The following is a 13,789-nucleotide window of genomic DNA, read 5'->3' as shown; positions in this document are numbered from 1 at the left end:
CCACAGTGGTAATCTCCGACATGACCGCCTCCCCAAATGGATTGTTGCGATCCCACCTTGGCACGTCGATGCCGTCGGGGGGCGGTTACATCATCAACGCCCGCGAATAGAAGGCTCTCTGAGCCGCAGGGACCGGGGCGAGCTGACAGGATGGCAGCGACAGGATCAGCCCAGACCTTCAGGATCCGAATGCGTGGACGGCGGTCAGCCGGCCCAGCCGCCGTCCTGAAGCCGGCCCGCCAGTGACAGCAGGCCCCGGCGCAGGTCCTCGCGGCCGATGGCACCACCAAGGCAGACACGCATCCGCTCTTCGGGCGCGCCCTCGACTGTGAATGCGTCAGAGGGCATCAGCCCGACATGCCGCCCCGCCATCCGCCCCATCAGCTCGGCCCGGCCCGCGCCCTCGGGCAACTTCAGCCAGATATTGAAGGCATGGCGATCGGCGGCGAAGTCAAACCCCTGCAGCACCTCAGCCGCGATCTCCTGCCGCGCCGCGGCCTCTGCCCGCACGAAGCGGCGGATGCTGTCGGCGGTGCCGTCCTCGATCCAGCGGGTGGCCAGCGCCATCGAAAGCGGTGCAGGCATCACCGCAATCGCACGCAGGGCCTGACCGAGCGCCAGCGCGGCGCGGGCGTCGGGGGCGACCGTGTAGGCCAGCCGCAGCCCCGCCCCGATGCATTTCGCGAGGCCGCCGATGTGCCAGGTCAGCTCGGGCGCGAGCGTGGCGAAGGGCGTGGGCGCGTTCGGCGGGATGAAGCCATAGGCGTCATCCTCGACCAGCGGCAGGCGATGGGCGATCACGACGTCGGCGATCGCCATGCGCCGCTCCTGCGGAATGGTCAGCGTCGTCGGATTGTGCAGCGTCGGGTTGAGATAGAGCGCCTTCGGCTTGTGCCGGGCGATGGCCTCGTCCAACGCCCCGGGCAGAATCCCCGCGCCATCCGAGGGCAGCCCGACCAGCACCAGCCCCAGCCCCGCCGCGATCCCGCGCAGACCCGCATAGGTCACCGCCTCGCACAGCACCCGGTCGCCGGGCTTCGCCAGTGTTGAGAAGATCGCCGTCATCGTCACATGCGCGCCCGGCGTCACCGCCACCCGGTCGAGCCGGGGCACCATGCCGCGCATCGACAGCCAGGACGAGGCCGCCTCGCGGTCCTGCTCGCCGCCCGTGGCCGACTGGTAGCGCAAGAGCGCCACGAGGTTCGACGACACCGCCTGCAACCCCTCGCGCATGCGCGCGATCAGTTCGGGATCCTCTGGCTCGGGCGGCATGTTCATCGACAGGTCTTCCTCGCGGGCGCGGCGCGGGTCGGGCGCGTCCTGCGGCATGGCGGCCGCCTTCACGAATGTGCCTCGCCCGACATGGCTGTCTACCAGGCCGCGCGCCTGCGCCTCGGCATAGGCGCGGCTGACGGTGGTGAAGTCGATCCCCAGCCGCTCGGCCATCCGCCGCTGCGGCGGCAGCCGGTCGCCGGTGGCGAATTCGCCGGCGCGGATCGCGGTCTCGATCGCGTCGGCGATTTCCAGGTAGCGGGGCTTGCCCGAGGTTCCGAGCGAGGGCGTCCAGGTCAGCATCTGCATCCGTCCGTTCATTGTTTCCGATTGTATGGATGCACCCGGCGCGTGGCAACCGATGACGGAAACTTTGATCGGCGCGCCGACGATTCGCATGTATCATGGGACAGTGATCGCAAAACATGCTCACGCATCGGGCACAAAATCCGGCCACTTGCCCGTTATTTCCGCAAGGCGACTCTCAATTGAAGCATTTATTGTATGGATATTGCACTGCCGATTGATCCTATCAATACTCCGATCATCCTGATCCTGCACCCCACGGACAGGAGAGACCGATGCCCGCAGTCACCCACCCCGCCCACAAGGACGGCGATTACTTCGTCGACTACGAGTCGAAGGTCTTCGAGGATGTGAAGGCCGATCCCGGCGAGAAGGCGCTCGTCACCTTCCACACCGTCGCCTTCGAGGGCTCGATCGGCCTCGTCAACATCCTCAACGCGATCCGGCTGCAGCGGAAGGGCTACGAGACCTCGATCCTGCTCTACGGGCCGGGCGTCACGCTGGGCATCCAGCGCGGCTTCCCGACGCTGGGCGACGAGGCCTTCCCGGGCCATCTGAACTTCAACAAGAACCTCGAGCGCTTCATGTCCGAGGGCGGCAAGGTCTATGCCTGCCGCTTCGCGCTGCAGGCGCTTTACGGGCACGGCGAGCCCTCGCTGATCCCCGGGATCACCCCGATCCAGCCGCAGGACGTGCTCGACTGCATCCTGCTGCACAAGAAGGCCAACGCCGTCATCGTCGACACCTGGACGCTCTGAGCCAGCNGGCGAGCCCTCGCTGATCCCCGGGATCACCCCGATCCAGCCGCAGGACGTGCTCGACTGCATCCTGCTGCACAAGAAGGCCAACGCCGTCATCGTCGACACCTGGACGCTCTGAGCCAGCCCCCCCCGGGCGCCCGTCCGCGGGCGCCCCTTCCTTGAAGGGAGAGCCACATGTCCCGCACCGTCCGCGCCGCCGCCGTCCAGATCGCGCCCGACCTCGCCTCGCGCGCGGGCACGGTCGAGCGGGTCCTGAACGCCATCGCCGAGGCCGCCGACAAGGGGGCCGAGCTGATCGTCTTCCCCGAGACCTTCGTGCCCTGGTATCCCTATTTCAGCTTCGTGCTGCCGCCCGTGCAGCAGGGGCTGGAACACCTGCGGCTTTACGAGGAGGCGGTCACCGTGCCCTCGCCCGAGACCCATGCCGTAGCCGAGGCGGCGCGCAAGCGCGGTGCGGTGGTGGTGCTGGGTGTAAACGAGCGCGATCACGGCTCGCTCTACAACACGCAGCTGATCTTCGATGCCGACGGCACGCTGAAGCTGAAGCGGCGCAAGATCACGCCGACCTATCATGAGCGGATGATCTGGGGCCAGGGCGACGGCGCGGGGCTGAAAGTGGTCGAGACGAAAGTGGGCCGCATGGGCGCGCTGGCCTGCTGGGAGCATTACAACCCGCTGGCCCGCTACGCGCTGATGGCCCAGCACGAAGAGATCCACGCGTCGCATTTCCCCGGCAGCCTCGTCGGCCCGATCTTCGGCGAGCAGATCGAGGTGACGATGCGCCACCACGCGCTGGAATCCGGCTGCTTCGTCGTCAACGCCACCGGCTGGCTGACCGAGGAACAGATCGCCTCGATCCACCCCGACCCCAAGCTGCAGAAGGGCCTGCGCGACGGCTGCATGACCTGCATCATTACCCCCGAGGGCCGGCATGCCGCGCCGCCGCTGACCGCGGGCGAGGGCATGGTCATCGCCGATCTCGACATGGCGCTGATCACCAAGCGCAAGCGGATGATGGACTCGGTCGGCCATTACGCCCGGCCAGAGCTGCTGCGTCTCGTGCAGGACGCACGGCCACAGCGCCCGCTGGAACAGATCCTTCCCGAAGCGACCCCCGAAGCGAGCGAGGCCCAGGATGCGTGACCTTTCCCAGCCCCCCGACGCGGCGCTGATCAACGAGCTGCAAACGCGCGGCATGCGGCTGGTCGATCCGCGCGTCGGCCACGAAAGCCGCCGCGGCGGCGCCGGCCCCTCGGACCACAAGGCGGTGAGCTTCGGCGACACCACGGTGATGGTCCCGGTCCACACCGCGCCCGCCTTCGACAGCCCCTATGTCGTCGAGGCGCCGGACCCGGGCGGCGAGGCCGTCGTGCGCCGCGACGGCGCCGAGATCGCGCGCGTGCGCTTCCCGAACCGTCCCCGCTTCTACGACCTGAAGACCGCCGAGGGCGTGCCCTACAACCACATCGCGGTGCTGCATTCGCGCGACGTGCTGGCGACGACGATCCTGCAGACCTGCATCCGCTACGAGAGCCGCAAGAAGACCTGCCAGTTCTGCGCCATCGGCCAGAGCCTCGCCGCCGGGCGCACCGTCGCGCACAAGACGCCCGCGCAGCTGGCCGAGGTCGCGAAGGCGGCGGTGGCGCTCGACGGCGTGAAGCACATGGTGATGACCACCGGCACCCCGCCCGGCAAGGACCGCGGCGCCGCGGTGCTCGCCGAAAGTGCTGCCGCGGTGAAGGCCGCCGTCGACCTGCCGATCCAGGTGCAATGCGAGCCGCCCGAGGACGACGCCTGGCACCAGCGGATGAAGGACGCCGGCGCCGATGCGCTGGGCATGCATCTGGAGGCGGTGACGCCCGAAGTCCGCGAGCGGATCATGCCGGGCAAGGCCTCGGTGCCGCTGTCGAAGTATTACTCGAGCTTCGAGGCGGCGGTGAAGGTCTTCGGCAGGGGGCAGGTCTCGACCTACATCCTGGCCGGCCTCGGCGACACCGCCGAGGCGATCCTCGCGATGTCCGAGCGGCTGGTCGGGATCGGCGTCTACCCCTTCGTCGTGCCCTTCGTGCCGATCTCGGGCACGCCGCTCGAAAGCCACCCCGCCCCCGACGCGGCCTTCATGGCCTCGGTGCTGGAGCCTCTGTCGCGCATGGTGACCGGTGCCGGGATGAGTGCGGCCGACATCAAGGCGGGCTGCGGCAAATGCGGCGCCTGCTCGGCCCTGTCGGTCTACGAGAAGCTGAAGGTGCGCGCATGATCTGGTTGCCCCCCTCGGCCTTCGTCAGCCCCGAATTCCTGATCCGCGCGGCGACCGAGCGGTGGGAGCTGACCGGCGCCGCCCGCCTGCGCCGGCGCGTCTTCGTCGACGAGCAGCGGCTGTTCACCGGCCACGACCGCGACGGTATCGACCAGCTGGCCCTGCCGCTGGTCGCGATCTCGACGCTCGCCGCCGAACCGGCCGAGGTCGTCGGCACCGTGCGCATCCACGAGCCCGCGCCCGGGATCTGGTGGGGCTCGCGCCTTGCCGTGGCCGAAGACCACCGCCGGGTCGGGCGGCTGGGGGCCGAGCTGATCCGCCTCGCGGTCTCGACCGCCACCGGGCGCGGCGCGCGGGAATTCCATGCCCATGTGCAGATCCAGAACGTGCCTCTGTTCCGCCGCCTGCACTGGCAGGTGATCGACGAGGTGATGCTGCACGGTGTGCCGCATGCCCACATGCTGGCGAGCCTGCCGCACTACCCGCCCATCCCCGACCCGGCCATCGGCTGGTCGGCGCGCGCCTCTGCGCGGAGGCGGTGATGGATCCCGCAGCCCTCGCCGCGCATCTCACGGCCCATCCCTCGATCACCGGCAAGCGCGACATCGCCTCGGCGGCGCGCGCGCTGAATCTGACCGGCTCGGCCCCCGGCGCGCCCGGCGACGACGCCGCGGCCCTCCCGCGGCCCGAGGGCGGCTGGGACCTGCTGGCGGGCGAAGGCTTCATCCCCGGCTTCGTCGCCCATGATCCCTGGTTCGCGGGCTGGTGCGGGGTGATGGTCAACCTGTCGGACATCGCCGCGATGGGCGGTCGCGCGACCGCACTTCTCGATGCCGTCTGGGCCCCTGATGCCGACAGCGCCGCGCCACTGCTGAAGGGCCTGTCGGACGCCGCCAGCGCTTATGGCGTGCCGATCGTCGGCGGCCATACCAACCTGCGTGCACCCGCGCTCGGCCTGTCGGTCAGCGTCACCGGCCGGGCGGAGCGGCTGATATCTTCCTTCGCCGCGCAGCCCGGCGAGCAGCTTATCGCCGCCATCGACCACCGCGGCACCTATCGCAGCTTCGACAACTTCTGCGCCGCGCTTGAGGCACCCCACGACCGGCTGCGCGGCGATCTTTCGCTTCTGCCCGCGCTGGCTGAAGAGGGACTCACCGCCGCCGGCAAGGACATCAGCCAGGGCGGCATCGCCGGCACCGCGCTGATGCTGGCCGAATGCTCGGACACCGGCATCGAGATCGACCTCGACGCCATCCCCCTGCCCGCGGGCGTGCCGCTCGCGCGCTGGCTCGTCAGCTTCCCGAGCTTCGGCTTCCTGCTCACCGCCTCCGACGCCGCCGCGCCCGGGATACTCGCCCGCTTCGCCGCCCGCGACATCACCGCCGCCCTCATCGGCCGCGTCACCGACGGCACCTGCGTCACGCTCACCCGCGACGGCGTGCGCGCCCCGTTCTGGGACCATGCCGCCGCCCCCTACCTGTCGCTCGCCCCGGAGTCCGCCGATGCCTGAGGTTCGTTTCACCATCCGCTGGCCCGATGGGGCCGAGGAAGTCTGCTATTCGCCTTCGACCGTGATCCACCAGCACCTGAGCGCCGGCACCAGCTATCCGCTGCCCGACTTCCTCGCCCGCGCCCGCGCCGCGCTGACCGAGGCCTCGGACCGGGTCGCCGCGAAATACGGCTTCGCCTGCTCGGCCGCGATGGACCAGCTCTCCCGGATCGAGACCCAAGCCGCGATGCAAGCCCCCGGGGGCGAGGTCGCCTGCCTCCGCCTCAGCTGAAAGGTCCCCGCATGACCCCCGCCCGCGATCCGCATGTCCCCGTCATCATCATCGGCGGCGGCCAGGCCGGCCTGTCCGTCAGCTGGTATCTCTGCGCCGCCGGTATCGAGCACCTGGTGCTCGAACGCGCGAAACGCTTCGAGAGCTGGCGGCATAACCGCTGGGACAGCTTCTGCCTCGTCACCCCGAACTGGCAGTGCCGCCTGCCCGGCTGGCCCTATCGCGGAGGCGACCCCGACGGCTTCATGCTGAAGGACGAGATCGTCGACTACCTCGACGGCTTCGCCGACAGCTTCGATCCGCCGCTGCGCGAGGGGGTCGAGGTCACGCGAGTCGCCCGGCTCGACGATGGCTATGTCGTCGAGACCCGCACCGGCCGCTTCACCGCCGGCCAGGTGGTGATCGCGACCGGCGGCTACGACACGCCGATCGAGCCCGCCTTCGCCCGCGATCTCGACCCCGCCATCGTGCAGATGCATTCGCGCGACTACCGCCGCCCGTCGCAGCTGCCGGATGGCGGCACGCTGATCGTCGGCACCGGCCAGTCCGGCGTGCAGCTGATGGACGATTTCCACCTTGCGGGCCGTCCCGTCCACCTCGCCGTCGGTCCCGCCCCGCGCAGCCCGCGCCGCTACCGCGGCCGCGACGCGACCGACTGGCTGCACGAGGCCGGCCATTACGCGGTGACCATCGACCGCCATCCCGACCCGCAGAAGGCGCTGAGCCAGACCAACCACTACATGTCGGGCCGCGACGGCGGAAAGGAGATCGACCTGCGCCGCTACGCGCTCGAAGGCGTGAAACTTTACGGCTCGGTCTCGGGCGGCGCGGGCACGCGGCTCGAATTCCTGCCGGACCTGGAGAAGAACCTCGACGACGCCGACCGAAGCTACATGGGCATCCGCACCCAGATCGACGCCTACATCGCCGCCAGCGGCATCGACGCGCTCGAGGAGCCGCCGTTCGAGAAGCTCTGGCGCCCCGCGCGCGAGACGACCGAAATCGACATGGCGGCCGAGGGCATCACCTCGATCCTCTGGGCGATCGGCTTCCGCCCCGACTATTCCTGGATCGAGGCGCCCTGCTTCGATGAACGCGGCAAGCCCATGTTCCACCGCGGCGTGACCGAGGTGCCCGGGCTCTACTTCATCGGCCTCGGCTGGCTGAACACCTGGGGATCGGGGCGCTTCCTCGCGATCGACGAGGACAGCCGCTACCTCGCCGCACGCATCACCGACCGCGCCCGCGCCGGGCTTGCCGCATGAGCCGGGCCGAACGGGTCGCGGCGGCGGAACCCGCCCTGTGGGAGGATCACCGCCTCGGCATGCCCGAGATGGGCTATCGCGGCCTGTCCGAGCAATGGCTGATGCGCCGTGCGGGCGATCTGCACTGGCGGCTGATCGCCGCGGCGATGGGCCAGGACCGGGCGCAGTTCGACTGCGCCGACGGCCGGCCGCTCTATGCCGCGTTCTGCGCCACCCGGCTCAGGCTGTTCCAGCCCGGGCGGCCCCGGCTCGGCGACCGCCTGCGCCTTGCGGGCGAGCTGTCGCGCATCGGCGCAAGCCGGCTCGCCTCGCGCCAGTCGCTGCGGCTCGGCGATGACGAGATCGGCCGGATCGAGCTCGTCTCGGTCTTCGTCGGCCATGACAATGCCGCGCGCAACCGCAGCGTCGTGCGCCGTGCGCCGCGCGTGATGGCGGTGCCGCCCGCCGCCCCCACCACGCTGGCGCTTCTGGCGCGGCAGGCAGCGCGCATCGCCGCGGCGCCGCCCCGGATCGAACCGTCCCACCACCTGCTGCCCTGCCCAGCGACCGAGTTCAACGCCGCGGGCCTTCTGTATTTCCCGAGCTTCGCGGCCCTCGTCGAGCGCGCGGATTTCACGCGCGGCGCCAGTGCCCAACGGCTGCTCGCGGAGCGAAGCTCCGTCTACATGGGCAATGTCGATCCGGGCGAGACGGTGGGCATCGGCTTCCGCCCGGCGCTTGGCGGCCATCTCGCGCAGCTCGCGGCACCGGACGGCCGGCCGCTCGCCCTCATGCGCAGCCGCTTTCATGCCGTCTGAGTTCTTCTCGTCCTTGCGCCCACGGGCCCGCGGGTGGTCGGAGGCGAGTAGCCAAGGGGATCTCTACTCCCTCGGCCCCTCTCTCGCCCGACCGGCAGGGTCGAGCGATGCCGTGCCGCTGCCCGGCTATCGCGTCAGCGCCGCCATCCCGGCTTCGGCGATCGCCTGGTCATGATCGGGCGTATCGGCCGAGACCCCGATGGCGCCGACGATCCGACCGTCGATGCGCAGCGGCAGACCGCCCTTCATCATCACGAAATCCCCCGCCGTCACCACGGCCGGCCGCGGACCGTTGATCGCGGCCTCCAGATCCGCGGTCGGGCGCGCGAACAGCGCCGCCGTCCGTGCCTTGCCGGGCGCCAGCGTGACGCCCGCCGGCACCGCGGCATCATCCATCCGCAGGAAGGCGACAAGCGCACCGCCGGCATCGGTCACCGCCACGACACCTGGCCACCCTTCGGCATCGGCCTTGGCGACAGCGGCCTGCAAGACCTCCTGCGCCGCCGTCAACGTCAGGACGGGCTGCGGCGCGGCATCGGCAAGGGCCGGAAGACCCCGCAACGACAGGAGCGTGAAAGCGATTGCGGCGTGTTTGAAAGACATCATCGGGACCTTTTTGACCTGTGCCCCTCACCTAATCTTCGACTGGTCTCCGGTCATTCGCCAAGCCTGCCTCGATCGTTAGGCTCTGAATAACGATCATGGAACTCCGACATTACCGATATCTCTCCGCGGTTCGGCAGCATCTGAGCTTCGCGCAGGCGGCGCGCAGTCTTGGCGTGTCGGTGCCGACGCTCTCGGTGCAGATCCGTTACGTCGAGGACCGCCTTGGACTGCGGATCTTCGAACGCACCAGCCGACGGGTCGCCGTCACCCGCGAAGGCGAAGCCTACCTGCAGGCGGCCGAGGCCGTGCTGCGGGCTGCGGATACGGCCGAGGCGACCGGCCGCAATCTGGCGCGCGGAACTGCCGGCGAAGTCCGTATCGGCTACGTGGGCTCCGCCGTCTATGCGGGCGTCCTGCAGCGGGTCATGGCAAGGTTCGAGCACGCCTGCCCCGACGCGACGCTGATGGCACAAGAGCATGTCATGGGAGAGCTGCCCCGGCTGGTTGCGGAGAACGTGGTCGATCTGGCGCTTGTCCGCGGCCCCGTCGTCACGGCCCCGGGCCTGCGCCAGAAAGACGTCACGCGCGATCATTTCGTCGCGGCAGTGTCATCGCGCCATCGCCTGCCGGCGCGTGACAGCGTGCTCAAGGCGGCGGATCTGACCGACCTACCCTTCATCCTGCCCGAGCAGCGGTTCGGGACCGAGGAGGTCGGGCGCCGCGGAGGCTTCACGCCGCGGGTCATAGCGGTGCCCGGATCGCTGGTCGCGGTCCTGACGCAAGTCGCCGTCGCCTCTGCCGCAGCCATCGTGCCCGACCTGCTGCGCGACGCGCTTCAGGTCGAAGGGGTCGAATTCTACGAGATCGACGGCCCGCAGATCCCCTCTGGCATCGTCGCGATCTGGCGCCGGGATGAACGCTCACCGGTCGTCCGCAGCCTCATCGGCCAGCTGGACGATGCCTTGCCGCCCCGGCTCCGGACCATCGAAGCGTGATAGGGAGTTTGGTCCCCGTCGTCCTCCGCCCCCGACCGGCAGTGCAATTTCGGCGCTCACAGCCTTGGCTGACTCTCTCCGGCCCGCTCGCGACCCTATGCGCGATCAGTCGCGGGCCGCCGGGGCGATCCGGCCTTCGAGATGCGAGGTGCCCGGCCGCAGAAGCCGGACCTGCGTCACGACGCCCTCGTCGCTCCGGGTCCTGCGCGTGGTTTCGAGACAGACGGCTCCCGGCTCCAGCCCCAGCACCGCGGCCTCCTCGTCACTCGCCGTGCAGGCCCGGATCCGCTCGTCCCCCGCCCGGAACGGCCGGCGCGCCATCAGCAGGCCGAACAGGGTCTCGCGCGTCAGGTCCACGCTCATGCACTCGGGCAGCAGCGCCGGGTTGAGCCAGCGGTCCTCGATCTCGACCGGAACCCCCCCTGACAGGTGCAGCACCACCGCATGGAACAGCGGCGCGTCGGCGCCCAGACCGAAGCCCTGCGCAAGCGGTGGCGCGGCCAGCTCCAGCGCCTGCACCAGCACCCGCGCACGGTGCACGCCGCCCGCGGCCTCGATCTCGGCGCGGATGTCGAGATGCGGATAGATCGCGACATAGGGCCGGGCAGGCGCGACGTAACTGCCGCTGCCCTTGCGCCGCTCGAGAAACCCGCGCGCCTCCAGCTCGCGCATCGCGTGGTGGACCGTCATGCGGCTGACGCCGAACTCGGCCATCAGCTCGGATTCCGAGCCGAGCCGCTCGCCGGGTTTCAACCGGCCGGAATTGATGCGCTCCGACAGGCTGCCGATGATCTGCTGCCGCTTGCTGTCCATCGCCGCACCCCTCTTCCCGACCGAAGGCGACCATAGGGCGCGCCGACGGATGCGGTCAATCTGTATATACAGAACCGAATCAAATCTGTATATACAAGATGGAATCATCTTCCGGAGGCCCCATGGACACCGCTGCCACGAAGACGAAGACCCTCGACCTCGCTGCCATCGAAGCCGCCGCCGAGCGCATCCGCGGCGCGGCGGTTCGCACGCCGCTGTTGCGCAACCACACTCTCGATGACCTCGCCGGCGTCCCGGTGCTGCTGAAGGCCGAGACGCTGCAGCGCACTGGCTCCTTCAAGTTCCGCGGTGCCTACAACCGCCTGTCGCAGGTGCCCGCGCCCCAACGCTCGCGCGGCGTCGTCGCCTGGTCCTCGGGCAACCATGCGCAGGGCGTGGCAGAGGCCGCGCGGCTGTTGGGCATCCCGGCGACGATCGTGATGCCGTCCGACGCGCCGGCGCTGAAGATCGAGAACACGCGCGCCGCCGGGGCCGAGATCCGCTTCTACGACCGGGCGACGGAATCGCGCGAGGACATCGCCCGCGCCCTTGTCGCCGCGCGCGGATCGATCCTGGTCCCCTCCTACGACGACGTCGACATCATGGCCGGACAGGGCACCGTCGGGCTCGAGATCGCCGAACAGGCAAAGGCGCTCGGCCTGACGCCCGAACGGGTGCTGATCTGCTGCGGCGGCGGCGGGCTGACCGCAGGCACAGCCACGGCGCTGCGTGCCAGGCTGCCCGATGCCAAGCTGCACACGGTCGAGCCGGAGGGCTTCGACGACACGGCCCGCTCGCTCGCAGCCGGCGAACGGCTGGCGGCGACGGCAGGCGCGCGGTCGATCTGCGACGCTCTCCTCGCGCCCGAGCCCGGCGCGCTCACCTGGCGGGTGAACCGCCGGCTGATCGACAGTGGGCTCAGCGTCACCGACGACGAGGTGCGCCACGCCATGCGCGTCGCCTTCCGCGTTCTGAAGCTTGTGGTCGAGCCGGGCGGCGCGGTGACGCTCGCCGCGCTCCTTGCCGGGAAGCTGCCCCCGAGCCGCGGGCCGGTCGTCCTCGTGCTGTCCGGCGGCAACGTCGATCCCCTGACATTCGCCGACATCCTGTCGGCCTGAGGAGCGCCCCATGCACTTCATTTCCGAAGAGACCTCGGCCCATCTCGTCACCCGGGCCCTCGCCTTCGACGCCGCACGCGCGGCGCTGGTCGCGGCAGCCTCGCAGGCCGTGTCGACTTTCCCGGTCGTCCTCGGTCACGGCACCGCAGCCGAGAACCGTTTCAGCATCAAATCCGCCTCGGACGGAACGCTCGCGGGGGTCAAGATCGGCTCTTACTGGCCAGGCAACAGCGCGCGAGGCCTGCCCCGGCACAATTCGGTCATCCTGTTCTTCGACCAAGAGCGCGGCCGTATCGACACCGTGATCGAGGCGGGGCTGGTGAATGCCTATCGCACCGCCGCCGCAGATGCCGTGGCGGTGGATCACCTGGCCCGGCCGGACGCGGGCACTCTCGCGGTCTTCGGAACCGGCAACCAGGCGTTCCACGAAGTCGCGGCGCTGGCCGAGGTGCGGCAGATCCGGCGGGTGCTTGTGGTCGGGCGTTCGCCCGAGGCCACCGCCGCCTTCTGCGCCCGGCTTGCCCGCGCCGGCCTGCCTGCGGGCCAGCCCGCCGCGGCCCGCGAGGCCTGCGCGGCGGCCGAGATCATCGTCACGGCCACGCCCTCGCGCGCGCCGCTGTTCGACGCGGACTGGGTGCGGCCCGGAACCCATGTCTCGGCGATGGGGGCGGACGGACCCGGCAAGCAGGAGCTGCCACCGGCACTGCTGGCCCGGGCCCGGCTTTATTGTGACGACCCGGAGCAGTCGCGACGCATCGGCGAGATGCAGCATGCGCCCGCGGAGGCTCCGCTGCGCGCCATCGGCGCGGCACTCGACGATCCGGGCGCGCGCGGGTGGGCTGCGGATACCGTCACCGTCTTCGACAGTTCCGGCCTTTCGATCCAGGACCTCTACATCGCCCGCGCGCTGATGGCGGCAGAGCGCTCCGCCGCGGCCTGACGGCGCAGGAACTCGGCGAAGGCGCGCAGCGTGACCGAGCCGTTGCGGTGGCGCGGGCAATAGAGACGCAGGCCCTCGAGCGACGGACACCAATCGTCCAGAACAGTCACCAGCGCCCCCCTTTTATGATCCGCCGCTGCCATGCGCTCGGTGACATAGGCGAAGCCCGCAGACCCACGCGCCGCCTCGAGGGCAAGCGCGGTGTCGCCGAGGGTCACCGGACCCGCCGGGTGCACCGACACCGCCTTTTCGCGCGGCGCGAACTCCCACGCGATGATCCTGCCCGACGGCAATCGCGCGCCAAGGCATCGCCCCGGATCGAGATCCGAGGGATGCGATGGCCGGCCCGCCTCTGCCACCAGCGCGGGCGTGGCCACCACGATGAACCGTTGCGGCCCGCCGACCGGTGCCGCGATCATGTCGGCCGGAACGTCCTCGGCCAGCCGCAGCCCCGCGTCGAAGCCCTGTCCGACGATGTCCGACAGTTGCCCGTCCTCGACCAGGTCGAAACGGACCGAGGGATGAAGCCTGCGGAACGCCAGCACCAGCGGCAGCAGGATCGCGAGGCCACCGGCCGAACCGTTGATCCGCAAGAGACCGCCGGGCGCCGCGCGCCGGCCCGAGGCCTCGGTCAGCGCCGCCTCCAGCTCGGCCAGCGCCGGCAGCGCCCGATCGAGGAAGGCCCGCCCCTCATCGGTCAGCGCAAGGCTTCGCGTCGTGCGGTTGAAAAGCCGCAGGTCCAGCCGCGCCTCCAGCGTCGCCACCCTCCGGCTGATGGTCGAGGGCGGGACATCGAGCCGGATCGAAGCCGCTCGGAAGCTGCCGCCCTCAACGATCTCCGCGACAAGCCGCAGTTCCGACAGCGAAAGGTCGGGCAT

Annotated in this window: 15 protein-coding genes; 11 read left to right on the top strand and 4 right to left on the bottom strand. The window is 70.2% G+C overall.

The annotated features are described in order from the left end of the window. Positions 1-204 precede the first annotated feature (204 nt). Complete coding sequence (locus V8J36_RS19400) at positions 205-1,575, bottom strand: aminotransferase-like domain-containing protein (protein WP_336468975.1); 1,371 nt, start codon at positions 1,573-1,575, stop codon at positions 205-207. 278 nt (positions 1,576-1,853) lie between these two features. Here V8J36_RS19400 and V8J36_RS19395 point away from each other — a divergent pair, with 278 nt between their 5' ends. The 8 genes from V8J36_RS19395 (at position 1,854) to V8J36_RS19360 (ending at position 8,439) form a co-directional block, all read left to right on the top strand. Further along, complete coding sequence (locus V8J36_RS19395; protein ID WP_336463214.1) at positions 1,854-2,336, top strand: MSMEG_0572/Sll0783 family nitrogen starvation response protein; 483 nt, start codon at positions 1,854-1,856, stop codon at positions 2,334-2,336. Between the two features lie 177 nt (positions 2,337-2,513). Continuing rightward, positions 2,514-3,482: a Nit6803 family nitrilase gene (locus V8J36_RS19390; protein WP_336468972.1), complete on the top strand. Its 969-nt coding sequence runs from the start codon at positions 2,514-2,516 to the stop codon at positions 3,480-3,482. Beyond that, a complete protein-coding gene (locus V8J36_RS19385; protein ID WP_336468971.1) occupies positions 3,475-4,596 on the top strand; it encodes an MSMEG_0568 family radical SAM protein in 1,122 nt (373 codons plus the stop codon). Before V8J36_RS19390 ends, V8J36_RS19385 begins: the two co-directional genes overlap by 8 nt. Beyond that, positions 4,593-5,138, top strand: coding sequence for an MSMEG_0567/Sll0786 family nitrogen starvation N-acetyltransferase (locus V8J36_RS19380; RefSeq protein WP_336468970.1), 546 nt, complete (start codon positions 4,593-4,595; stop codon positions 5,136-5,138). The genes V8J36_RS19385 and V8J36_RS19380 overlap by 4 nt, the downstream gene beginning before the upstream one ends. Continuing rightward, a complete protein-coding gene (locus V8J36_RS19375; RefSeq protein WP_336468969.1) occupies positions 5,138-6,106 on the top strand; it encodes a sll0787 family AIR synthase-like protein in 969 nt (322 codons plus the stop codon). The genes V8J36_RS19380 and V8J36_RS19375 overlap by 1 nt, the downstream gene beginning before the upstream one ends. Further along, positions 6,099-6,377, top strand: coding sequence for an MSMEG_0570 family nitrogen starvation response protein (locus V8J36_RS19370; RefSeq protein WP_336468968.1), 279 nt, complete (start codon positions 6,099-6,101; stop codon positions 6,375-6,377). The genes V8J36_RS19375 and V8J36_RS19370 overlap by 8 nt, the downstream gene beginning before the upstream one ends. A gap of 11 nt (positions 6,378-6,388) precedes the next feature. Then, the gene (locus tag V8J36_RS19365) at positions 6,389-7,642 is read left to right on the top strand and encodes an MSMEG_0569 family flavin-dependent oxidoreductase (RefSeq protein WP_336468967.1); all 1,254 of its coding nucleotides are present in this window, start codon (positions 6,389-6,391) and stop codon (positions 7,640-7,642) included. Further along, positions 7,639-8,439, top strand: a complete 801-nt coding sequence (locus V8J36_RS19360) for a Pnap_2097 family protein (RefSeq protein ID WP_336468966.1) — start codon at positions 7,639-7,641, stop codon at positions 8,437-8,439. Before V8J36_RS19365 ends, V8J36_RS19360 begins: the two co-directional genes overlap by 4 nt. A gap of 126 nt (positions 8,440-8,565) precedes the next feature. On the opposite strand, the gene V8J36_RS19355 is transcribed toward V8J36_RS19360, so the two are convergent. Then, complete coding sequence (locus tag V8J36_RS19355) at positions 8,566-9,042, bottom strand: GlcG/HbpS family heme-binding protein (protein WP_336468965.1); 477 nt, start codon at positions 9,040-9,042, stop codon at positions 8,566-8,568. A 98-nt stretch (positions 9,043-9,140) separates the two neighbouring features. Between V8J36_RS19355 and V8J36_RS19350 the strand changes: the two genes are divergently transcribed. Next, on the top strand, positions 9,141-10,040 hold the full coding sequence (locus V8J36_RS19350) for a LysR family transcriptional regulator (RefSeq protein WP_336468964.1): 900 nt from the start codon (positions 9,141-9,143) through the stop codon (positions 10,038-10,040). A 105-nt stretch (positions 10,041-10,145) separates the two neighbouring features. Here V8J36_RS19350 and V8J36_RS19345 read toward each other — a convergent pair whose 3' ends face one another. Continuing rightward, positions 10,146-10,853, bottom strand: coding sequence for a GntR family transcriptional regulator (locus V8J36_RS19345; RefSeq protein WP_336468963.1), 708 nt, complete (start codon positions 10,851-10,853; stop codon positions 10,146-10,148). 122 nt (positions 10,854-10,975) lie between these two features. Between V8J36_RS19345 and V8J36_RS19340 the strand changes: the two genes are divergently transcribed. Together V8J36_RS19340 and V8J36_RS19335 are read left to right on the top strand one after the other, a co-directional pair. Then, positions 10,976-11,971, top strand: a complete 996-nt coding sequence (locus tag V8J36_RS19340) for a threonine ammonia-lyase (RefSeq protein ID WP_336468962.1) — start codon at positions 10,976-10,978, stop codon at positions 11,969-11,971. A gap of 10 nt (positions 11,972-11,981) precedes the next feature. After that, complete coding sequence (locus tag V8J36_RS19335; RefSeq protein WP_336468961.1) at positions 11,982-12,911, top strand: ornithine cyclodeaminase family protein; 930 nt, start codon at positions 11,982-11,984, stop codon at positions 12,909-12,911. Here the strand turns inward: V8J36_RS19335 and V8J36_RS19330 are convergent. Further along, positions 12,863-13,789, bottom strand: coding sequence for a LysR family transcriptional regulator (locus V8J36_RS19330; RefSeq protein ID WP_336468960.1), 927 nt, complete (start codon positions 13,787-13,789; stop codon positions 12,863-12,865). The genes V8J36_RS19335 and V8J36_RS19330 overlap by 49 nt on opposite strands.

Source organism: Frigidibacter sp. MR17.14 (genome assembly GCF_037095735.1).
Classification (GTDB): Bacteria; Pseudomonadota; Alphaproteobacteria; order Rhodobacterales; family Rhodobacteraceae; genus Frigidibacter.
This window is presented reverse-complemented; position numbering and strand designations above follow the sequence as displayed.

Excerpts from the sequence above, each read along its gene's own strand:
- V8J36_RS19355 (WP_336468965.1), bottom strand. The coding sequence starts at position 9,042 with ATGTCTTTCAAACACGCCGCAATCGCTTTCACGCTCCTGTCGTTGCGG.
- V8J36_RS19380 (WP_336468970.1), top strand. The coding sequence starts at position 4,593 with ATGATCTGGTTGCCCCCCTCGGCCTTCGTCAGCCCCGAATTCCTGATC.
- V8J36_RS19395 (WP_336463214.1), top strand. The coding sequence starts at position 1,854 with ATGCCCGCAGTCACCCACCCCGCCCACAAGGACGGCGATTACTTCGTC.
- V8J36_RS19370 (WP_336468968.1), top strand. The coding sequence starts at position 6,099 with ATGCCTGAGGTTCGTTTCACCATCCGCTGGCCCGATGGGGCCGAGGAA.
- V8J36_RS19365 (WP_336468967.1), top strand. The coding sequence starts at position 6,389 with ATGACCCCCGCCCGCGATCCGCATGTCCCCGTCATCATCATCGGCGGC.
- V8J36_RS19360 (WP_336468966.1), top strand. The coding sequence starts at position 7,639 with ATGAGCCGGGCCGAACGGGTCGCGGCGGCGGAACCCGCCCTGTGGGAG.
- V8J36_RS19390 (WP_336468972.1), top strand. The coding sequence starts at position 2,514 with ATGTCCCGCACCGTCCGCGCCGCCGCCGTCCAGATCGCGCCCGACCTC.
- V8J36_RS19345 (WP_336468963.1), bottom strand. The coding sequence starts at position 10,853 with ATGGACAGCAAGCGGCAGCAGATCATCGGCAGCCTGTCGGAGCGCATC.
- V8J36_RS19375 (WP_336468969.1), top strand. The coding sequence starts at position 5,138 with ATGGATCCCGCAGCCCTCGCCGCGCATCTCACGGCCCATCCCTCGATC.
- V8J36_RS19400 (WP_336468975.1), bottom strand. The coding sequence starts at position 1,575 with ATGCTGACCTGGACGCCCTCGCTCGGAACCTCGGGCAAGCCCCGCTAC.
- V8J36_RS19350 (WP_336468964.1), top strand. The coding sequence starts at position 9,141 with ATGGAACTCCGACATTACCGATATCTCTCCGCGGTTCGGCAGCATCTG.
- V8J36_RS19340 (WP_336468962.1), top strand. The coding sequence starts at position 10,976 with ATGGACACCGCTGCCACGAAGACGAAGACCCTCGACCTCGCTGCCATC.
- V8J36_RS19330 (WP_336468960.1), bottom strand. The coding sequence starts at position 13,789 with ATGCCCGACCTTTCGCTGTCGGAACTGCGGCTTGTCGCGGAGATCGTT.
- V8J36_RS19335 (WP_336468961.1), top strand. The coding sequence starts at position 11,982 with ATGCACTTCATTTCCGAAGAGACCTCGGCCCATCTCGTCACCCGGGCC.
- V8J36_RS19385 (WP_336468971.1), top strand. The coding sequence starts at position 3,475 with ATGCGTGACCTTTCCCAGCCCCCCGACGCGGCGCTGATCAACGAGCTG.